At 71.2% G+C, this 20,060-nt stretch carries 19 protein-coding genes; 10 read left to right on the forward strand and 9 right to left on the reverse strand.

All coding sequences use genetic code 11. The features are described 5' to 3' along the window. Window positions 1-121 precede the first annotated feature (121 nt). The 4 genes from ACFV46_RS18585 to ACFV46_RS18600 all read right to left on the reverse strand — a co-directional run bounded on the left by ACFV46_RS18585 (window position 122) and on the right by ACFV46_RS18600 (window position 5,400). Entirely contained in the window at window positions 122-1,825 is a 1,704-nt protein-coding gene (locus tag ACFV46_RS18585) for a tryptophan 7-halogenase (RefSeq protein ID WP_361924397.1), read from the reverse strand. A 29-nt stretch (window positions 1,826-1,854) separates the two neighbouring features. Beyond that, a complete protein-coding gene (locus tag ACFV46_RS18590) occupies window positions 1,855-3,327 on the reverse strand; it encodes an FAD-dependent monooxygenase (protein ID WP_385498896.1) in 1,473 nt (490 codons plus the stop codon). 179 nt (window positions 3,328-3,506) lie between these two features. Beyond that, the gene (locus ACFV46_RS18595) at window positions 3,507-3,902 is read right to left on the reverse strand and encodes a PPOX class F420-dependent oxidoreductase (protein ID WP_361924401.1); all 396 of its coding nucleotides are present in this window, start codon (window positions 3,900-3,902) and stop codon (window positions 3,507-3,509) included. Window positions 3,903-3,915: 13 nt separating this feature from the next. After that, window positions 3,916-5,400 (reverse strand): MFS transporter, encoded by a 1,485-nt coding sequence (locus ACFV46_RS18600; RefSeq protein ID WP_361924403.1) that lies wholly within the window; start codon window positions 5,398-5,400, stop codon window positions 3,916-3,918. A gap of 164 nt (window positions 5,401-5,564) precedes the next feature. Here ACFV46_RS18600 and ACFV46_RS18605 point away from each other — a divergent pair, with 164 nt between their 5' ends. Next, window positions 5,565-5,984 (forward strand): winged helix-turn-helix transcriptional regulator, encoded by a 420-nt coding sequence (locus tag ACFV46_RS18605; protein WP_376729764.1) that lies wholly within the window; start codon window positions 5,565-5,567, stop codon window positions 5,982-5,984. A 4-nt stretch (window positions 5,985-5,988) separates the two neighbouring features. Here the strand turns inward: ACFV46_RS18605 and ACFV46_RS18610 are convergent, their stop codons facing one another. The 3 genes from ACFV46_RS18610 to ACFV46_RS18620 are packed head-to-tail and all read right to left on the reverse strand — an operon-like array spanning window position 5,989 to window position 8,289. Further along, a complete protein-coding gene (locus ACFV46_RS18610; RefSeq protein ID WP_385498897.1) occupies window positions 5,989-6,525 on the reverse strand; it encodes a flavin reductase family protein in 537 nt (178 codons plus the stop codon). A 13-nt stretch (window positions 6,526-6,538) separates the two neighbouring features. Continuing rightward, the gene (locus ACFV46_RS18615) at window positions 6,539-7,849 is read right to left on the reverse strand and encodes a cation:proton antiporter (RefSeq protein ID WP_385498898.1); all 1,311 of its coding nucleotides are present in this window, start codon (window positions 7,847-7,849) and stop codon (window positions 6,539-6,541) included. After that, on the reverse strand, window positions 7,846-8,289 hold the full coding sequence (locus ACFV46_RS18620) for a nuclear transport factor 2 family protein (RefSeq protein ID WP_385498899.1): 444 nt from the start codon (window positions 8,287-8,289) through the stop codon (window positions 7,846-7,848). Before ACFV46_RS18620 ends, ACFV46_RS18615 begins: the two co-directional genes overlap by 4 nt. Before the next feature lie 223 nt (window positions 8,290-8,512). Here ACFV46_RS18620 and ACFV46_RS18625 point away from each other — a divergent pair, with 223 nt between their 5' ends. Next, the gene (locus ACFV46_RS18625) at window positions 8,513-9,205 is read left to right on the forward strand and encodes an antibiotic biosynthesis monooxygenase family protein (RefSeq protein WP_361924411.1); all 693 of its coding nucleotides are present in this window, start codon (window positions 8,513-8,515) and stop codon (window positions 9,203-9,205) included. Window positions 9,206-9,270: 65 nt separating this feature from the next. Then, window positions 9,271-9,927, forward strand: coding sequence for a response regulator transcription factor (locus ACFV46_RS18630; protein WP_361924412.1), 657 nt, complete (start codon window positions 9,271-9,273; stop codon window positions 9,925-9,927). Between the two features lie 34 nt (window positions 9,928-9,961). Here ACFV46_RS18630 and ACFV46_RS18635 read toward each other — a convergent pair whose 3' ends face one another. Continuing rightward, entirely contained in the window at window positions 9,962-10,657 is a 696-nt protein-coding gene (locus ACFV46_RS18635) for a ScbR family autoregulator-binding transcription factor (protein ID WP_361924413.1), read from the reverse strand. A 120-nt stretch (window positions 10,658-10,777) separates the two neighbouring features. On the opposite strand from ACFV46_RS18635, the gene ACFV46_RS18640 reads away from it, so the two are divergent. After that, on the forward strand, window positions 10,778-11,869 hold the full coding sequence (locus tag ACFV46_RS18640) for a ScbA/BarX family gamma-butyrolactone biosynthesis protein (RefSeq protein WP_385498900.1): 1,092 nt from the start codon (window positions 10,778-10,780) through the stop codon (window positions 11,867-11,869). After that, window positions 11,866-12,882: an NAD-dependent epimerase/dehydratase family protein gene (locus tag ACFV46_RS18645; protein WP_385498901.1), complete on the forward strand. Its 1,017-nt coding sequence runs from the start codon at window positions 11,866-11,868 to the stop codon at window positions 12,880-12,882. Before ACFV46_RS18640 ends, ACFV46_RS18645 begins: the two co-directional genes overlap by 4 nt. On the opposite strand, the gene ACFV46_RS18650 is transcribed toward ACFV46_RS18645, so the two are convergent. Continuing rightward, window positions 12,819-13,529, reverse strand: a complete 711-nt coding sequence (locus ACFV46_RS18650; protein ID WP_361924419.1) for a ScbR family autoregulator-binding transcription factor — start codon at window positions 13,527-13,529, stop codon at window positions 12,819-12,821. The genes ACFV46_RS18645 and ACFV46_RS18650 overlap by 64 nt on opposite strands. A gap of 572 nt (window positions 13,530-14,101) precedes the next feature. Between ACFV46_RS18650 and ACFV46_RS18655 the strand changes: the two genes are divergently transcribed. The 5 genes from ACFV46_RS18655 (at window position 14,102) to ACFV46_RS18675 (ending at window position 20,041) form a co-directional block, all read left to right on the forward strand. After that, a complete protein-coding gene (locus ACFV46_RS18655) occupies window positions 14,102-14,848 on the forward strand; it encodes a response regulator transcription factor (protein ID WP_376729769.1) in 747 nt (248 codons plus the stop codon). Between the two features lie 368 nt (window positions 14,849-15,216). Then, window positions 15,217-16,992 carry an acetyl/propionyl/methylcrotonyl-CoA carboxylase subunit alpha gene (locus tag ACFV46_RS18660; RefSeq protein ID WP_385498902.1) on the forward strand — a complete coding sequence of 592 codons (1,776 nt, stop codon included), beginning with the start codon at window positions 15,217-15,219 and terminating at the stop codon, window positions 16,990-16,992. Window positions 16,993-17,235: 243 nt separating this feature from the next. Further along, window positions 17,236-17,565: a TcmI family type II polyketide cyclase gene (locus ACFV46_RS18665; RefSeq protein WP_086866093.1), complete on the forward strand. Its 330-nt coding sequence runs from the start codon at window positions 17,236-17,238 to the stop codon at window positions 17,563-17,565. Then, complete coding sequence (locus tag ACFV46_RS18670; protein WP_385498903.1) at window positions 17,562-18,833, forward strand: beta-ketoacyl-[acyl-carrier-protein] synthase family protein; 1,272 nt, start codon at window positions 17,562-17,564, stop codon at window positions 18,831-18,833. Before ACFV46_RS18665 ends, ACFV46_RS18670 begins: the two co-directional genes overlap by 4 nt. Then, window positions 18,830-20,041, forward strand: coding sequence for a ketosynthase chain-length factor (locus ACFV46_RS18675; RefSeq protein ID WP_361924425.1), 1,212 nt, complete (start codon window positions 18,830-18,832; stop codon window positions 20,039-20,041). The genes ACFV46_RS18670 and ACFV46_RS18675 overlap by 4 nt, the downstream gene beginning before the upstream one ends. Window positions 20,042-20,060: the final 19 nt, after the last annotated feature.

Genomic DNA, 20,060 nt, shown 5'->3' on the forward strand with positions numbered 1-20,060 from the left:
TGTCCCAGAGTCGATACGGGTGACGGACGGTCGGGGAGCGGCCCGCACAGGGCCGAGCGCTTGGGGGTGGCACCACGCCCTGTGCGGACCGGATCGGGGGTGGGGGAGTGGGGGGAGGAGGTCAGGAGACCTTCTTGCCGCGCAGGGCGGACTTCGCGACGCCCTTGAGCATGGCGCGGCCCAGGTCGCGCATCTCCTTGGGGCCGTTGGTGCTGGCCCACCACATGAACTTGATCATCGTGGGGGTGGTGGCCCGGTAGAAGCGGTGGTCCTCGCCGTCCTTCCAGCCGAACGGCGTGTTGACCGACTCGCAGTCGTTGATGGCCTGGAAGACGATGTCGGCCGCCTTGTCGCCGTCGATCTCACCGGCCTCGTACTTCAGGCAGGTCTCGTGGGTGACGTCGAGCAGATGCTTGAAGGCGTGGCTGTCCGGCCACCACAGGCCCGGGTAGGGCGCCTTCTCCATGTTGCGGAAGTGCCGGTCGTCACCGTCCAGTTCGAACTCCTGGCGGGCCTGGATCTGGCGCATCGTGGCGGGTGTGGTGAAGCAGGCCCAGACCCGGAAGACCGCGTTCCAGAGCCGGAAGTGGGAGAACGCGATGTACGAGCTGTCGACGATCATGTCGTTGTACGTCAGCAGGCCCTGCTCCAGGCGCTCCACGTACTCGAAGCGCTCGGCGGAGAAGTCGCCGTCGCGCAGCGCCTCCAGGACGCGGTAGCACAGGGCGTCCACCACCTCGAAGGTGTTGGACAGGCCCCGCGAGTACAGCGGGTCCACGAAGCCGGCGGCGTGCGACATCAGGCACCAGCGGTCGCCCACGGTCTGCTTCGAGGAGTACTGGATGCGGTCCGGCGTGGAGATCCACTCGCGCACCCGGCGCGCGCCCTCGAACTGGCGCTTCACCGCCGGGTACATGTCGAGGTAGTGCTGGAACTCCTCGTCCGGCGTCTTGTCCTTGGGCTGCGGGTACAGCCGCTCGTCGAAGGTCAGCCCGACGCTGCACATCGGGTTGCGGGAGTCCTTGTAGTTGTCGAACGGGATGATCCAGAACCAGCCGCGCTCGATCAGGTGGTGCAGGGTGCCGCCGTGGAAGGGGGACTCGGCGGGCGGGCGCAGCGCGTCGGGGTAGCCGCACACGTCGTCGTAGGGCTTGATGCCGACGTAGTGCGTGAACATGGAGCGCGCGTGGTGCCGGATCCGTGTCGGCTTGTCGCGCAGGTCGAACTTCTGGGCGAGCGGGGAGCGGAAGCCGCTGGCGTCGATGAGGTACTTCGCACGGAAGACCTCGCCGTTCTGGCCGGTGACCGTGACGCCCTCGTCGTCGAAGTCCAGGTCGGTGGCGCGCCAGTTCTGGCGCAGCGTGCAGCCGTACTTGGCGGCGACGTTGAAGTAGTAGGTGTCGGTGTCCTGGCGGAACATGTGCGACGCCTCGGTCAGCATCTTCGGGATGACGAACATCGTCGCCTCGCGCGGGTCGGGCTCCCGGTCGGGGACGTGCCGCACGAAACCGAAGCTCTGCTTCCTGCCGTGGTGGGCGCCGATGTGCTTGGTGACGGCCTTGATGTCGAGCAGGTGCTTCAGCTCGGGGACGTCGTAGCGCACGGCGAGGATGTGCAGCCACTCCACGAGCTGCGGGTTCTGCGACTCGCCGACCGCGAACCGCGGGTGCTGGCCGGCGTCGACGAGCACCACCTTCGCGCCCTGACGGGCCAGGATCGCGCCGGTGATCGAACCGCCGATCCCGGCGCCCAGGATGATGACGTCGCACTCGGTCCACGCGCCGGGCTGCGGTGGCGTCTTCTGCGTCTCGGCCTTGCCGGTCAACTCGGGACTCCTCTTCTGGCGGTGGGGGCTCAGCCGGCGGCGGGGGCGCCGAACCAGCGCTGCAGGGCGGTGGCCAGACCGTCGGCGGTGCCGTCCGTCCCGACCCAGGCGATGTAGCCGTCGGGGCGCACCAGCAGGTCGGCGGCGGGGGCCTCCGGGTCGGGCCGGGAGGCGGCGACGACGTCCACGCGGTCGGCCCAGCCGGCGGCGGCCTGCGTCAGGGCCTCGCCGCCGCGCAGGTTCAGCAGCAGCGGGCGGCCGCGCGTGAGCAGCGCGTACGTGCTGGTCTTCTCGTCGCCGACCAGCAGGTCCTGGTCGGGCAGCCGGCGGCCGAGCAGCGGGTGCCCGCCCTCGCCCATGTCGTAGGTGATGTCCAGGCCCGTGACCAGGCCGACCAGGTGCTTGCGGACCGCCTCGATGCCGACCAGCTCGCCGAACAGCTCGCGCAGCGGCTGCATCTCGGGGCCGCCGAGGTAGAGGGAGCGCTGCACCAGCGTGTTGGCGACGATCCGGCCGCCGACCGGGTGGCGCTCGGAGTGGTAGGTGTCCAGCAGCCCCTCGGGTGCGTGGCCCTTCAGTGCGGCGGCCAGCTTCCAGCCGAGGTTCACCACGTCGCCCACGCCGGCGCTGATGCCCTGCGCGCCGATCGGCAGGTGGATGTGGGCGGCGTCGCCGGCCAGGAAGACGCGGCCCTTGCGGTACTCGGCGGCGTGCCGGCTGGCGTCGGTGAAGTAGCTGGTCCACAGCGGCCGGTACCCGGTGATGTCCTCACCGGTGACGCGCTGGAAGGCGGCGGCGACCTCGGGGAAGGTCGGTGCCTCCGTCGTCGGGCGGACGCCGGCGCCGCGCTCGAAGACGACCACGCGGGTGGCCCCCGGACCCAGCGGCAGCACCACGACCATGCCGGCCTCGCCGACCTCGCCGGTCGGGCGGATGCGCAGCTCGTTGGTGGCGACGTCGGCCATCAGCATCTCGATGGTGGCGCTGGTGCCGGGGAAGTCGATCCCGGCCAGGCGCCGCACGGTGGAGCGGGCGCCGTCACAGCCGACGAGGTAGGCGGCGCGCAGCGTCTCGGCACCGTCGGGGCCCGCGACCTCCACGGTGACGCCGTCGTCGTCCTGCGTCATGCCGACGACCTCGTGCCCGCGGCGGATCTCGGCGCCGAGGCCGGTGGCCCACCGGTGCAGGATCGCCTCCGTCCGCGACTGCGGAACCCCCCGGACGCCGAAATTGCCGCCCTCGACGATTTGGTAGTCGATGGGCAGTCCGCCGAAATGGCCGAAGGGTATCGTCTCGAGTTCACCGAATTCATCGAGAAGTCCGCGCTGACCGAACTCCTCGATGGTGCGCGCGGAAAATCCGAGGGCACGGGACTGCTGCATCGGTGCGGTCAGCCGGTCGAGGACCAGCACCTCGTGCCCCGCCAGGCGGAGTTCACCGGCGAGCATGAGTCCGGACGGGCCGGCCCCGGCGACGATCACGTCGGCATGAAAACGGTTCATGTTTCCTCTCCCAGTGGATTTTTCACCAGTATTCCGGGGGAGCCGGGGAAGCTGAACGGCCGTAAGTACAGGTCTCTGACAAGTTTCGTCAGAGATTCCACAGCAGGGTCAGGGGGTGGAAATACGCCGAGGGCGCCGGCGGTTTCGCGCCCGGCGCCCTCGGCGGGTGTGCGCCCCGCTCACAGCAGGCCCAGCACCCGGTCCACGTCGATCTCGATGACGACCAGGCCCGGCGGCTCCGGCGGCGGCGACCAGTACCGCTTGGCGTACCGCCGGACGCCCTCCTGGACCCGTGACGGGTCGTCGTGCACGGTGGCGGTGCCCTCCAGGGTGATCCAGCGGGGCCCGGCCGTCTGGCACAGGGAGACCCGGCCGCCGGGCGCGGCCAGCACGTTGCGGGCCTTGCGCCGGGTCACCGCGGTCATCACCCGGGCCAGTCCCGCCTCGCCGTCCCAGGTGAAGCGCACGGGCGTCACATGGGGCGAGCCGTCGGGGCGGAGCGTGGTGAAGGTGCACAGCTGGTTCTCGGCGAGGAAGTCCTCGGCCGCGGGGGACAGACGCGGTGACGTCGGCATACTCGGTCCGATCTCAGGCGGTGGGGGCGGCGGGCTGGTCCGCGGCCTTGGTGAGGGGCAGCAGGATCAGCGTGAGGACCAGGCCGGCCGCGGCGAAGCAGGCACCGGCGAGGAACGCGTCGTGGAAGACCTCGGTGCGCGCCTGGGTCACCCGCGCGGGCACCCCGTCCGCCCACTTGGTCAGCTCCTCGACCTGGCGGAAGGCGTAGGTCGCGGCCACGGCGAGGCCCAGGGCGCCGCCGACCTCCTGCGCGGTGTTGATGAGACCGGCCGACAGGCCGGACTCGTCCTCCTCGGTGCCGGTGAACGCGGCCACCTGCACCGGCACGAAGGACAGGCCGAGACCGAGGCCGGAGATCAGGAAGGCGGGCAGCAGGTCCACCGCGTAGGAGGCGTCGGACGGGGCCCGCCACAGCAGGAACATGCCCACGCTGGTCAGGGTCAGGCCGACCATCAGCACCGGCTTGGCGGCGACCTTCGTCACCAGCTGGGAGGCGACGCCCGCGCCGACCGCCACGATCACGGCGAGCGGGACGTACGCCAGACCGGTGCGCAGCGCCGACCAGTTCAGGACCTGCTGCATGAACAGGCTGGCGAAGAAGAACAGGGTGACGCAGGTGCCCAGCAGCAGGATCGCGACGACGTTGGAGGCGCGCAGCGACTTGCGCTTGAAGACGCCGAGCGGGATCAGCGGCGCCTGGGCGCGGCGCTCGATCAGCAGGAACGCGATGAGCAGGACCGCGGAGAGGGCGAAGCCGCCGTAGACGCGGGCCATGGGGACGTCGGAGTCGTCGACGGTCTGGCCCAGGCTGAAGATGAGCAGCACCAGACCGGCGGTCAGGGTGACGGCGCCGGCGACGTCGAAGGAGCGGCTGCGCTCGGCGGCCCGGCTCTCGGCGACGACCCGGGGGGCGAGCACGGCCAGGACGAGGCCGATCGGCACGTTGATGAAGAAGATCCAGCGCCAGCCGGGGCCGTCGGTCAGCAGACCGCCGAGGGTGACACCGGCGACGGCGGCGATGCCGCTCAGCGCGCCCCACGCGCCCAGCGCCTTGTTGCGCTCGGCGCCCTCCTCGAAGTTGTTCGCGAGCAGGGACAGCGCGGCGGTCGCGATGAACGCGGCGCCGAGGCCCTGGGCGCCGCGCGCCACGATCAGCATGGCCGCGCTCTGGCCGAACCCGGCGAGCAGCGAGGCCAGGGCGAACAGGATCAGGCCGGTCTGGAGCATCCGGCGGCGGCCGAAGGCGTCGGCGAGCCGGCCGGTCAGCAGCAGGAAGCCGCCGAGCAGCATGCCGTACGTGGTGACGATGTACTGCAACGACGTCTGGGAGATGTGCAGTTCGTCCTCGATCGTCGGCAGGGCCACGTTGACGATCGACACGTCGAGGAAGGTCATGAACCCGGCCAGGCAGAGGAACGCCAGGATGAGTCCGGGACGCTTCGGCGGGGCCGACGCGTCGGTGGAGTGGGGAAGGCGCAGCGACTCTTGGGTCGACATGTCGCTCCTAGTGGGAGGTGAACGGAAGGGTTCCGTAGGGACGGGACAAGGAGGGAAAGGACATGGCGCGGGGCCGGGAGCGGGGAAGCTCACCGCCTTCCGGGAAGCTAGCATCCTGGGTAAAGTAGGTACCTAGAGGAAAGTGGCTTCCCGGGAGGATCCGCATGGACGGCACAAGCACGATGGGCGGCGCCGCGAAGCACGCCGCAGGGGTCGACTCGGAGCTGGCGTGCCCGGTCTCCCCGGTGGTCGACATCGTCTTCAGCCGCTGGACGACACCGATCCTGTGGACGCTGAACGAGTTCGGCCGGCAGCGCTTCGTCGAGCTCCAGCGCAACATCCGCACCATCACGCCGAAGGTGCTCACGCAGCGGCTGCGCCAGATGGAGCGCGACGGCCTGGTGGTGCGCACGTACCACCCGGAGGTGCCGCCCCGGGTCGAGTACGAGATCAGCGAGCTGGGCCGCAGCCTGGCGCCGATCTTCGCCCACCTCGCCGACTGGTCCGCGGAGAACCTGCACAAGGTCGAGCGGGCCAGGCGGGAGTTCGACGACGCCGACCTGCCGGCCGGGGCGCCGCGCTGACGGCTCAGCCCCGCGCCACGGCGTCCAGGACACGCATCGCGCCCTTGTAGAACACCAGCGGATCGGCCTCCTCCTCGGAGGTGCCGAGGGCGGTGACCTCACCGACCACGATGGCGTGGTCCCCGCCGTCGTACTCCTCGGCGAGACGGCACTCCAGGAACGCGAGCGCCTCGGTGAGGACCGGCAGTCCGCCGGCCGAGCGGTGGTGCGGGACCTCCGTCAGCCGCGCCGACTCGCGGCCCGCGAACTTCCAGGCGAGCCCTTCCTGTCGGTGCGTCAGGAAGTTCACCACGAAGCCCCGGGAGCGCTGGAGCACCGGGCGCAGCCGGGACTGCCGGTGCAGGCAGAACAGCACCAGCGGCGGGTCCAGCGAGACGGACGTGAAGGAGTTCACCGTGGTCGCGGCGCCGTCCTCCGGGCCGCCGGTGGTGATCACGGTGACGCCGGTGGCGAAACTGCCGCACACCGTGCGCAGCGCGCGGCCGTCGACCGGTGGTCGCGGCTGCCGCTCGTGCGGGGACAACGGCTGGACGGGTATCACGGGATCCCCCTCGTCAGGTGCGCGGCGCGGTCGCGTCCGCGACGGGTGTGGGTGCCACGGTGAGGTCGCCGGCCGTGAGGTGCTCGCGCCGGGACAGCAGCGGGGCCGCCATCGCCGTCGTCACGAGGGCCATGATCACCAGCATGGTGAACATCCGCCCGTCGAGCACGCCGAGGCTCACCGCGGCGTTGAGGATGATGAGTTCGGTCAGGCCCCGGGTGTTCATCAGCACGCCCAGGTCCTTCGCCTCGCGCCAGGACAGGCCGGACAGCCGGGCCGGGGCGATCGCGCCGAGCAGCTTGCCCGCGCAGGCCACGGCGACGACCAGGGCCAGCGCCAGGCAGTCGGCCGCCGTCAGCGCGCCGAGGTCGACACCGAGGCCGGTGACGATGAAGAAGACCGGCAGCAGGATCACGCTGACGTCGTCCAGCGGCCGGCGCAGATGCGCCGCGAGCACCCGCCGGGGTTCGCGCGGCATCACGAAGCCGAAGAGGAACGCGCCGAAGATCTGGTGGATGCCGATCCAGGACGTCAGCCACGACGAGGCGAACACGCCCGCGCACAGCACCGCGAGCAGCGCCGGCCAGCGCTCCATGGCAGCCCACCGCCACACCAGCCGCGAGACGAGCGGCCGTACGACGACGAGCATCACGGCCACGTACACCACGCTCAGCGCGCCGATCCGGGCCAGGTCCGCGTAGTCGCCGTCCGAGCTGACCAGCGCCGAGACGTACGCCAGCAGACACCAGGCGAGGACGTCGTCGATCGCGGCGCTCGCCAGCGACAGGGCGCCCACCCGGGTGTCCATCAGCTTGTTCTCGGTCAGGATGCGGGCCAGCACGGGGAACGCGGTGACGGACATCGCGGTGCCCATGAAGGTGGCGAACGCCAGGAACGAGATGTGCTTCCCGGTCACCGTGTCGTGGTGCGGGTACAGCACGGCGGCGGCGGCCACCCCGAGCCCGAAGGCCAGCACGATCGACGACAGCGAGACGCCGGCCGCCAGCCGGGCGTGCGGCCGGATCAGCCGCCGTTCGAACTCCCAGCCCACCACGAACATGAACAGCACCAGGCCGACCTGCGCCACCGCCGACAGCAACGGCCGTACATCCGTCGGGAACAGACGGTTCGTCAGGTCGCCGGGGAACAGGCCCAGCAGGCTCGGCCCGAGCACGATGCCGGCCGTGATCTCCCCGATCACCTTGGGCTGGCCCACCTTGCGGGCGAGCGCCCCCAGACCGGCGCCGACCAGCAGGATCACCCCGATACCCAGCAGCATGGCGGCGATCCGGTCCTCCTGGACGCCTGCCGCCAGGGCCCTCATCGGGCGTCCGCCGGGCGGGGCGGGCTGCCCGTCGACCACACCAGCTGGAACGACAGCTCCGTCAGCCGCCAGCCCTGACCGGTGCGCCGGGCCGCGCCGCGCACGAGCGTGCCGGAGACGAACAGCGGATCGCCGGGGGTGTCCGGGTGGTGCACATGCGTGGAGACCAGGTTGGCCCGCAGCACCGCCCGCTCGTCACCGGTGAGGTCCACGACCGCCGGCGAGTTGAGGTGCTGGGTGCGGGCGAAGGCCTCCAGCGCCCGCCGGTGCCAGTCGGCCAGACCATCGACGCCCTCGTGCCGGGCCATCGGGAACTCCACACGGGCGTCGTCGGTGAACAGCCCGCGCGCCCAGTCGTCGTCGAGCTTTTCGTCGTCCAGACCTATGAGATATCGGTCGAGCAGTCCGCCGATTTCGGCTTTCGCAGTGGAGGAATTCATCACCCGAGCATCGCGCGCGGGCCGGCGACCGCCCAAGAGCACTTGTCGAAGACCTGACGTAGAGGTAGAAGATCTGACGCTGCCGCAAAAGACCTGACAATCCGCGCGGAGACCTGAACACAACGCCCTTCACCAGCGGTTGCGGCCTTGTCATGCTGGTCCGGAAGCACCGATCACCATTCGAGTTCTGCTTCTTTCATCACCGACCGGAAGAGAAGAGAGAATGCCGAAGATCGCCGCCGATGGTAAGAACCTGACCGTCCTCAACCTGTTCTCCACCGACTCCGCGGAGAAGCAGGACAGCCTGCTCGCCGCGATGCGGGAAATCGTCGACTCCGCGGCCTACGAGGGCTGGCGGTCCAGCACCGTGCACAGCGGGCAGACCAAGTTCGGCACCGCCAACTTCATCCAGTGGCGCTCCACCGAGGACCTGGAGGCCCGGTACGCCGGCGAGGAGTTCAAGCACCGCACGCTCCCGCTGTTCGGCGAGATCACCACCGCCATCCGGCTGCTGCAGAACGAGGTGGTCTTCACCCAGCAGAAGCCCGGCGCCGACGAGACCGAGATCTCCCCGGAGCGCGACGACTACACGGTCATCGACCTGTACGGCGTCACCGAGAAGCACCAGGACGACCTGGTCGAGGCGCTCGGCGCGTCCCAGGACTGGCTCCAGAAGGTCCCCGGCTACCGCAGCCACACCGTGCTGCGCGGACTGCGCGGACGCAACATCGAGGGCAAGTGGGTCGTCGTCTACGCGCAGTGGGACAGCAAGGAGGCCTACGACGCCTTCCTCGCGCAGCCGGCCGCCGAGCGCTCGGCGGAGCGGCAGAAGGTCGACGCCGCCGTGGACGCGCTGGCCACCTGGCGGGACTCCAACACCTACCGCGTGGTGCACACCCGGTCGGCGGGCGAGTGAGGGCAGGGGGTGCCGGCCGGGCGGGGCCACCCGCCCGTGCCTGACGGACCCCCGGTGGAGTCCAGATGCGCGTACTCGTGATCGACCCGGACGACGGGTCCGCCGAACCCCTGGTCTGCCGCCTGGTGCGCAACGGGCACCAGGTCCGGCGGGCCCGCACCGGCCGGGCGGGCCTCCAGGCATGGGAGCAGGCCGAGGTCGTCCTGCTCGACCTGGACCTGCCCGACCTCGACGGTCTGCAGGTGTGCGCGGAGATCAGGGCGCGCGGCGGCACGCCACTGATCACCTTCACCGGCCGGGACTCCGAGCTGGACCGGGTGCTCAGCCTGCGCTCCGGCGCCGATGACTGCCTGGTCAAGCCGTACGGCTTCCGGGAGCTCGCCGCCCGGATCGACGCGGTGACCCGCCGCGTCGTCACCGGCGGCGGCCCGGCCGGGGTGTCCTGCGGGGCGCTGCGGCTGGACCCCGGCACCCGTGAGGCGTGGCTGGGACAGCGGCCGCTGGAGCTGACTCGCAAGGAGTTCGACATCCTGCTGCTGCTCGCCTCGGCGCCGGAGACCGTGATCTCCCGCCGGAACCTGATCGCGGGTGTCTGGGCGGACGAGTGGGCCATCTCCACCCGCACCGTGGACACCCATGTCAGCGCGCTGCGCGCCAAGCTGGGCGAGGGCTGGATCACCACGGTGCGCGGCGTCGGCTACCGGCTGGAGGAGGCCGGCTGAACACGGGCGCCCGCGGAGCCGCGCGGGCCGCCCGTCAGGCCGCGCTGTCCCCGTCGGCCTCGGCCTCCTCCGCCTCCAGCGCGGCGTCGCGCGAGGCGAGGAGGGCGACGGCCCGTTCCTCGCTCAGCTCCAGCGTGGGCAGGATCTGCGGCATCGCCACGCTGGGCAGCAGATGGCGGAACATGGCGATGACCCGGCGCGTCAGATCCCGCCGCTGGCACAGCACCTGCGACGTCCACTGGATGCCGGTGAACGCCCCGGACAGCAGCTCCGCCGTCTCCGCCGGATCGACGTGCGGCAGCAACTCCCCGCGCTCGCGGGCCTCCACGAGCAGTTCGGTCAGCCGGTCCGCCCACTCCTGGAACGGGCGGCCGTGGAAGGGGTTGCCGCCCTCCCCGTTCTCGCTCCACTGGTCCATGGCCAGCCCGACACTGGCGCGGGTGAGCGGGTCGTACTGCAGCTGGTGGGCGAACAGCAGGCCCTGATCGGTGAGTTCCTGCAGCTTCGTGCGCTGCGCGGGCAGCGGCCCCAGCTCCAGCTGCGCCGCTATGACTCCGAGGGCCAGGTCCTCCTTGGACGAGAAGTGGAAGTACAGCGCACCCTTCGTCACGCCGGCCCGCGCGATGATCTCCGTGATGGTGGCCGTGCTGTAGCCACGCTCGTCGAACACCTCCGCCGCAGCCAGCAGGATCGACGTGCGGGTCTGGATCGCTCGCGCTTGTCGTGCCATGCCCCCGTGCCTGTTTCTATGTCAGAGCTTGGTCAGGTTCCCCCGCAAAGAGAACCGGACTGCCAGTCTTTTGTCGAGAGGGGAACTATTCCCCGCAGGCAGCGACTCAGGGGGCACTCCATGGCTGATCCCGCTATATCCGTAGTCGACAGGTTCGTCGGGTCCCGTCCGCATCTGACCCCGGCGCAGGAACGATCCGACACGGGTTCGGTGGCCTCACCGGCCCGTCCGGGCCGTCCGGGCGGCGAACACGCCCCGGCGAACCGCTCCGAACAGCCCCTCGTACGCCTCGCATACCAGACCGACTCCCCGGTTCTGATTCCCGACGGTCGGGCCACCGGAGAGCTGTGCCACCGCCCCGACGCCGCCGACCGCTTCCCCGTCGACTGGCTGCGCCTGACCGAGCACCGCTTCCTCGTCAGCGTCGACTGGCCCGCCGCCCACCGGTTCTTCGCCCCGCTGCCCGGCGGACGGCAGGACCCGATGCTGGTCGCCGAGACCACCCGGCAGGCCACGATGATGCTGGCGCACGCCGCGTACGGCGTCCCGGTCGGCGACCAGTTCGTCATGCAGGAACTCGGCTACCGACTGCTGACCGACGAGTTCACCGTGCTCGCCGCCTCGGGGCCGATCGACGTGGTCGTCGAGTGCTCCGACGTGCAGCTGCGCGCCGGGCGCCTGGTCGGGATGCGGGTCGACCTGCGCTTCCAGCGGCTCGGCCGGGTGCTCGCCACCAGCATGGGTGTCCTCTACTGCACCTCCGCCCGCGTCTACCGCAGACTGCGCGGCGCCGGCATGGGCGCGGCACTCGGCGCGGTGCCGCTGCTGCCCGCCGTCCCCGCCCACGAGACCGGCCGCACCGACCCCGCCGACGTCGTCCTCGCCCCGTCCAAGCACCGCCCCGGCTGGCGGCTGCGCCTGAACACCGCACACCCGACGCTCTTCGCCCGCCCGAACGACCACGTCCCCGGCATGGTCCTCCTGGAAGCCGCCCGTCAGGCCGCCACCGCGCTGACCCCCGGGCACGGCTTCCACCCGGCCTCGATGCGGGTCGCCTTCCACAAGTACTGCGAACTCGCCGAGCCCTGCTGGCTGCTGGCCGGCCACGAGACGGACGCCGAACAGGGACCGGTGGTGCGGGTCACGGGAATCCAGGGGGAGGAGCCCGTCTTCACCGCGACCCTGGGGACCGCCGTACGGGACGCCGGGTGAGCCCGCACGTCCTGGTGACGGGGTCCGGTGGGTTCGTCGGCGGCCACGTGGTCGCCGCGGCCGGCGCCGCGGGGGGCGTACGGCTGCGGCTGCTGGCCCGCACCGGCCCGCCGCCCGGCCCCCGCCCGGCCCTCACCTTCGTACGGGGCGACCTCGCCGAACCCGCCTCGCTCGCCGGCGTCTGCGACGGCGTCGACGCGGTCGTGCACTGCGCGTCCCGCGTCGGCGGCGACCCCGAGGAGCTGCGGCGCGTCAACGACCTGGGCACGCGCGCCCTGGTCGAGGAGGCACAGCGGGCCGGCGTACGGCGGTTCGTGTACCTGAGCACCGCGGCGGTGCACGGCAGGGGACCGTTCCGCGCGGTCCGGCCCGGCGAGGTCCCCCTCGCGCCGGTGTCCGCCACCAGCAGGACCCGGGCGGCGGCCGAGGGCCATGTGCTCGCGGCGGGCGGCACGGTCCTGCGGCCCCATCTCGTGTACGGGGCGGGCGACCGCTGGGTGGTGCCCGGCGTGCTGACCCTGCTGCGCGCGCTCGGCGCCCGGCCCGAGGGGCGGCTCGGCCGGCAGTCGGCGGTCGACGCGGCCGCCCTGGGGAGGGCACTGCTTTCGGCCGCGCTCGCCCCACCGGAACACAGGGGCGGTGTCCGATTCGTCAACCATCCCCGGCCGGTGCCGGGTGAGGACCTGTTGACCGCGGTCGCCGAAACGTACGGTCTCCTTCCGGGGGCCGCGCCCGGCCTGCCGCTGGAGGAGGCGCGCGCCCGGCTGCGCGGCCATCCCGTCGCCCTGCACCACCTCGAACTGCTCGCGGTGGACCACTGGTTCGACGACGCGCCGGTCTGGGACGCGCTCGGCTGCTCCCCCGGCCCGTCGTTCACCGAGGGCCTCCCCCGGTACGCGACCCGGTACCGGAACGCGGAACCGGCCCCGCCGCCGGGGTCCGGCCGGCGTCAGTACACGCCCGACGCCGCGCTCTGCGCCCCCAGCGTCTCGCCCGGGGAGAAGGGCAGATAGCGGGACGCGGACACCGCGTACTCCACCACCTCGGCGGTCCCGCCGGGGTTCAGCCGGCCGAGCAGGTCCGGTTCGGCGAGCCCCGGCAGGAAGCCCTGCCAGAACCCGGTGAAGGCGAGCCGTGTCCGCTCCGCCTCACCCCCCTTGATGAGCACCCCTATCCCGGTCGTGGCGGCGACGATGGCGCAGGTCACCGCCCTCAGGTGGACCTGTTGCGCGAGGCTGCCCTCCTGTCGCGCGCGGTCGAGCAGACGCTGCACGGCGGCGTGCCAGGCGTGCAGGAACTGCTCCCGCCCGCGCCGGGACCGGTCGTTGTCCAGCCGTAGTCCGGCCCGCGCCACGACGTCCCAGGACAGCAGCTGGCTCAGGGTGTGGGAGACGTCGGTGAGCGCCTGGAGCGGCTCCGAGTTGCGCTCGTAGGCACTGCGGGCGGCGCACCACAGGGTGCCGCGCGCCTCGCTCACGACGGCCTGCGCCAGCTCCTCCTTGTTCGCGAAGTGGAAGTGCAGCGCGCCGGTGCTCATGTTGGCCCGGGCGCTGATGTCGGAGAGCCTGGCCGAGGCGTAGTCCTCGCGGTCGAAGACCTCGGCCGCCGACTTGAGCATCAGCCGGCGCGTGCGGATCGCCCTCTCCTGTTGTAGTCCCACCTGCGTGCTTCCTCTCATCCCGCCCGTCCCGAAACGGACTTGAAGGTCTGTTTAGCGGGCGCGAGTGCCCACCCCCAGGGGAGGGTCGGTGTGATCGGCGACCCTCAACGTTATCGACACTCCGTCAGTACTGCCCAGAAGAGCACACTTTCCCACCTCAGGACCAGGTCGAGGACGAAGCGGAAGCAGGGAATCAGACGGCCGAGAACGTTCTGGACGGTATACCACCGCGTCCGGAGGTGCGGAACACGTCCGACGCGACCGTTTCAGGGCCCTACCTGCGTACCTCTGGCTCCCCGGAGCGCGGTCAAGAACATACCGCGTCCGCCGTCAGTGGCTGTTCGCACCTGGTTCACGGTCGAAAATTACTCGCGAAGCGAAGTGAAGATCGTGAAAGCGATGACGCTGTGCAGCGGAATTGATCCTTCACTTGGCATCAACTCCGGCGAAAGCCGCATCCATTGTGACGGTCGGTGAGTTTACCTAGTCTTTTTTTGACAAACCGAGAGGTAGGTTTTTAGGCTCGTCCAGCGAAGTGCTCGAGCGGGAACTACGTGTTCAGGGGGAGAGCAGTGAGTCAACGCGCCACGAGCAGCACTCTGGAGATCCGACAGCCGGAGATCCGACAGCCCGTCCCGTCCCAGATCCGCAAGCCGACCACCAATTGGCGGGTCCTGGTCGTCGAGAACAACACCGGCGACCGGGAGGCGCTGGCCGCCGGCCTCCGGCGGCACGGTCACCATGTCGAAGGGGTCGCCACGGGGAACGCGGCCCTCCAGTCGTACCAACGGGCGGACATCGTCCTGCTCGACCTCGAACTGCCGGACGTGGACGGTCTGGAGGTGTGCCGTTCCATCCGCGCGCTCAGCGACGTCCCGCTCATCGCCGTGACCGGGTGGGGGACGGAACTGGACCGTGTCCTCGGCCTCCAGGCCGGCGCCGACGACTACCTCGTCAAGCCGTACGGCTTCCGGGAGCTGATGGCCCGCATGGACGCGGTGATGCGCCGCTCGCGTCCGCAGATCCAGGCCGAACAAGTGGTTCTGCGCGGTCCGTTACGCATCGACGCGGCCTCCCGCGAGGTCAGCCTGCACGGCCGTGTCGTGGAACTCACCCGCAAGGAGTTCGACCTCCTGCACCTGCTGGCCTCCCACCCGGAGACCGTCATCTCGCGCAAGCGGATCATGCAGCAGGTCTGGGGCGGTTCCTGGTCCCGGCGCACCGTGGACACCCATGTCAGCAGTCTGCGCGGCAAGCTCGGAGGCAGCGACTGGATCGTCACCGTGCGCGGGGTCGGCTTCCGCTTCGGCAGCGGCTGACGGCACCGACCGATACGAAGGGCGGGCTCCCCACGAGGGAGCCCGCCCTTTTCGCTGCCCGGGCGCATTTCCGCTGACCGGAGGGCTTTCCCGGCCTGGAAAGCCACCCATTCCGTACGGCCCCGAATCTCTTCCCCGCCCTCGGCCGGCCGGGGCGTCTGACGCTTTTCTGACACTTGCCTGGCCCTGCGCCAACAAAGCGGTAGCGGTCCTGTCGATCTGGTCCGAAGGCTTAATGGGCGACTGTTGAAGACCGCCCTCCCCCCAGCCGACGATGGACAGGTATTCGGGCGCCGCCCAGGAAGTCGAAATACCCCGGGCGCGCTCGACCATCCCTGAATTCCAGCCGAGCGAGGAGAGGGCCCGTCGTGCGCAAGGTGCTCATCGCCAACCGTGGCGAAATCGCTGTCCGCGTGGCCCGGGCCTGCCGGGACGCCGGGATCGCGAGCGTGGCCGTCTACGCGGATCCAGACCGTGACGCGTTGCATGTCCGCGCCGCGGATGAGGCGTTCGCCCTGGGCGGTGACACCCCGGCCACCAGCTATCTGGACATCGGCAAGGTCCTGAACGCCGCCCGTGAGTCGGGGGCGGACGCGATCCACCCCGGATACGGGTTCCTGTCGGAGAACGCCGAGTTCGCCCAGGCCGTCCTGGACGCCGGGCTGATCTGGATCGGGCCGCCCCCGCAGGCCATCCGCGACCTCGGTGACAAGGTCGCCGCCCGGCACATCGCCCAGCGCGCCGGTGCCCCCCTCGTGGCCGGCACCCCCGACCCCGTGAGCGGCGCCGAGGAGGTCGTGGCCTTCGCGAAGGAACACGGCCTGCCGATCGCGATCAAGGCGGCCTTCGGCGGCGGCGGACGCGGCCTGAAGGTCGCCCGCACCCTGGAGGAGGTCCCCGAGCTCTACGACTCCGCCGTGCGGGAGGCGGTCGCCGCGTTCGGCCGCGGCGAGTGCTTCGTCGAGCGCTACCTCGACAAGCCCCGCCACGTCGAGACCCAGTGCCTCGCCGACACCCACGGCAACGTCGTCGTGGTCTCCACGCGGGACTGCTCCCTGCAGCGCCGCCACCAAAAGCTGGTGGAGGAGGCCCCCGCCCCGTTCCTGACCGACGCCCAGGTGGAGGAGCTGTACTCCTCGTCGAAGGCGATCCTGAAGGAAGCCGGCTACGTCGGTGCCGGCACGGTGGAGTTCCTCGTCGGCGCGGACGGCACGATCTCCTTCCTGGAGGTCAACACCCGTCTGCAGGTCGAGCACCCGGTCACCGAGGAGGTCGCCGGCATCGACCTGGTGCGGGAGATGTTCCGCATCGCCGACGGTGAGGAACTCGGCTACGGCGACCCGGTCCTGCGCGGGCACTCCTTCGAGTTCCGTATCAACGGCGAGGACCCGGGCCGCGGCTTCCTGCCCGCCCCCGGCACCGTCACCGCCTTCGCCCCGCCGTCGGGCCCGGGGGTGCGGCTGGACGCGGGCGTGGAGTCCGGCAGCGTGATCGGCCCGGCCTGGGACTCCCTGCTGGCCAAGCTGATCGTCACCGGCGCCACCCGCGAGCAGGCCCTCCAGCGCGCCGCACGAGCCCTGGAGGAATTCACCGTCGAGGGCATGGCCACCGCCATCCCGTTCCACCGGGCCGTGGTCAAGGACCCCGCGTTCGCTCCCGAGCTGACCGGCTCCACGGACCCCTTCACGGTCCACACCCGGTGGATCGAGACCGAGTTCGTCAACGACATCAAACCCTTCACCACCCCCACCGACACCGACCAGGGCACCGACGAGGGGGGACGGGACACCGTGGTGGTCGAGGTCGGCGGACGGCGCCTGGAGGTGTCGCTGCCCGCGTCCCTCGGGATGGCCCTCGCCCGCACCGACCTCGCCGCCGGAGCCCGCCCGAAACGCCGCGCGGCACGGACCTCGGGCCCCGCCGTCTCCGGCGACACCCTCGCGTCCCCGATGCAGGGGACCGTCGTCAAGGTCGCGGTGGAGGAGGGCCAGCGGGTCGAGGAGGGCGACCTGATCGTCGTCCTGGAGGCGATGAAGATGGAGCAGCCCCTCACCGCGCACCGGTCCGGCACCGTCAAGGACCTGACCGCCGAGGTGGGCGCCTCCCTCACCTCGGGCGCACCGATCTGCGAGATCAAGGACTGAGGACGTCCGAGGAGGTGCGAACCGTGACACACGACGACGGGCGCGAGCCGCCCGCTCCCCAGCCGCCGGCCTGGCTCCTGGCCGGCGAGGACGACGAGAACGACAGCGAACAGCCGTACATCTGCCGGGGCATCGACTGACGAAAGCGCGCTCCCTTTTCCCCGGGCCCAGAGCTTTTTCCGCCCGCCCGCACGCCTGCCTTTTCCCACAGACCCTCCACGCACCCTTTTCCAAGGAGAGCTCATGCACAGCACTTTGATCGTGGCCCGGATGGAACCGGGCTCCGCGGTCGATGTCGCCAAGCTGTTCGGCGCGTTCGACGAGACGGAGATGCCGCATCTGATGGGCACCCGGCGCCGTCAGCTCTTCCAGTACCGGGGGCTGTATTTCCACCTCCAGGACTTCGACGCGGACAACGGCGGCGAGCTGATCGAGAAGGCCAAGTCCGACGAGCGTTTCGTGCGCATCAGTGAGGACCTGAAGCCCTTCATCGAGGCGTACGACCCGGCCACCTGGCGGTCGCCGGCCGACGCCATGGCCCAGCGCTTCTACTCCTGGGAGGCGTCCCGATGAGCGGTCGTCGTGTCGTCATCACCGGGATCGAGGTGCTCGCCCCCGGCGGCGTCGGCAAGGACGGCTTCTGGGACATGCTGAGCGAGGGCCGCACCGCCACCCGCGGGATCACCTTCTTCGACCCGAGCCCCTTCCGGTCCCAGGTCGCGGCGGAGATGGACTTCGACCCGGAGCGGCACGGACTCACCCCGCAGGAGGTCCGCCGGATGGACCGGGCCGCCCAGTTCGCGGTGGTCGCGGCACGCGGCGCGGTCGAGGACAGCGGCATCGACCTCGCGGCCCACGAGCCGCACCGGGTGGGCGTCACCATCGGCAGCGCGGTCGGCGCCACGACCGGTCTGGACGAGGAGTACCGGACCGTCAGCGACGGCGGCCGGCTGCACCTGGTGGACCACACCTACGCCGTACCGCACCTGTACAACTACCTCGTCCCGAGCTCCTTCTCGGCCGAGGTCGCCTGGACGGTCGGCGCGGAGGGCCCCAACACCGTGGTGTCCACGGGCTGCACCTCCGGCATCGACTCGGTCGGCTACGCGGTGGAGCTGATCCGGGAGGGCTCGGCGGACGTGATGATCGCCGGCTCGTCGGACGCGCCGATCTCCCCGATCACCATGGCCTGCTTCGACGCCATCAAGGCGACGACCCCGCGCAAGGAGGACCCCGAGCAGGCGTCCCGGCCGTTCGACGGCACCCGCAACGGGTTCGTGCTCGGTGAGGGCTGCGCCGTCTTCGTGCTGGAGGAGCTGGAGAGCGCCCGGCGCCGCGGGGCCCACGTCTACGCGGAGATCGCGGGCTACGCCACCCGCAGCAACGCGTACCACATGACCGGTCTGCGCCCGGACGGCGCCGAGATGGCGGAGGCCATCTCGGTGGCGCTGGACGAGGCCCGGATGAACGTGGACCAGATCGACTACATCAACGCGCACGGCTCCGGCACCAAGCAGAACGACCGGCACGAGACGGCCGCCTTCAAGAAGAGCCTCGGCGAGCACGCCTACCGGACGCCGGTCAGCTCCATCAAGTCGATGGTGGGCCACTCGCTCGGCGCGATCGGCTCCATCGAGATCGCCGCCTCGGCGCTGGCCATGGAGCACCACGTGGTCCCGCCGACCGCGAACCTGCACACCCCGGACCCCGAGTGCGACCTCGACTACGTGCCGGTCACCGCCCGCGAGCAGCTGACCGACGCGGTGCTGACGGTCGGCAGCGGGTTCGGCGGCTTCCAGAGCGCGATGGTGCTCGCCCGTCCCGAGAGGAGCATGGCATGAGCGCGGTGGTGGTGACGGGCCTCGGCGTCACGGCACCCAACGGGCTCGGCGTCCAGGACTACTGGGCGGCGACCCTCGCCGGGAAGAGCGGCATCGGGCGGATCACCCGCTTCGACCCCTCGCAGTACCCGGCCCGGCTGGCCGGGGAGATACCCGGCTTCGCGGCCGAGGAGCATCTGCCGAGCCGGCTGCTGCCGCAGACCGACCGGATGACCCGCCTCGCGCTGGTCGCCGCCGACTGGGCGCTGGAGGACGCCGGGATACGGCCGCAGGACCTGCCCGACTCCAGCATGGGCGTGGTGACCGCGAGTGCGTCGGGCGGCTTCGAGTTCGGCCAGGGCGAGCTGCAGGCGCTGTGGAGCCGGGGCAGCCAGTACGTCAGCGCGTACCAGTCGTTCGCCTGGTTCTACGCCGTCAACAGCGGCCAGATCTCCATCCGGCACGGCATGAAGGGCCCCAGCAGCGTGGTCGTCAGCGACCAGGCCGGCGGTCTGGACGCGGTCGCGCAGGCCCGCCGGCAGATCCGCAAGGGCACGGCGGTCGTCGTCTCCGGGGCGGTGGACGCCTCCATCTGCCCGTGGGGCTGGGTCGCCCAGCTCGCCGCGCAGCGGCTCACCACCCGGGACGAGCCGAGCCAGGCGTACCTGCCGTTCGACGCGGCCGCCGACGGCTACGTCCCCGGCGAGGGCGGCGCGCTGCTCGTCCTGGAGTCCGAGGAGTCGGCGCGCTCCCGGGACGCGAGGATCTACGGCGAGGTCGCCGGGTACGCCGCCACCTTCGACCCGGCGCCGGGCAGCGGGCGCCCGCCGGGGCTGCGCCGGGCGATCGAACTCGCCCTGGCCGACGCCCGCATGGACGCCGGCGACATCGACGTCGTGTTCTGCGACGCCGCCGCCGACCCCGAGCTGGACCGGGCCGAGTCGGAGGCGATCACCGCGGTGTTCGGCGCGAACGGCGTCCCCGTCACCGCGCCGAAGACGATGACCGGCCGCCTGTACTCGGGTGCGGCGCCCCTGGACCTGGCCACCGCGCTGCTGTCCCTGCGCGACGGGGTGATCCCGCCGACGGTGCACGTCACGCCGTCGCCCGAGCACACCCTCGACCTGGTGACCGACCGCCCGCGCGAGGCCCGGCTGCGCTCGGCGCTGGTCCTGGCCCGCGGCCACGGCGGCTTCAACTCGGCGGCGATCGTCCGGGCGTCCGCCTGACCGTCCCGTCACGACCCAC

The sequence above is a fragment of the Streptomyces sp. NPDC059852 genome (genome assembly GCF_042731455.1).
Classification (GTDB): Bacteria; Actinomycetota; Actinomycetes; order Streptomycetales; family Streptomycetaceae; genus Streptomyces.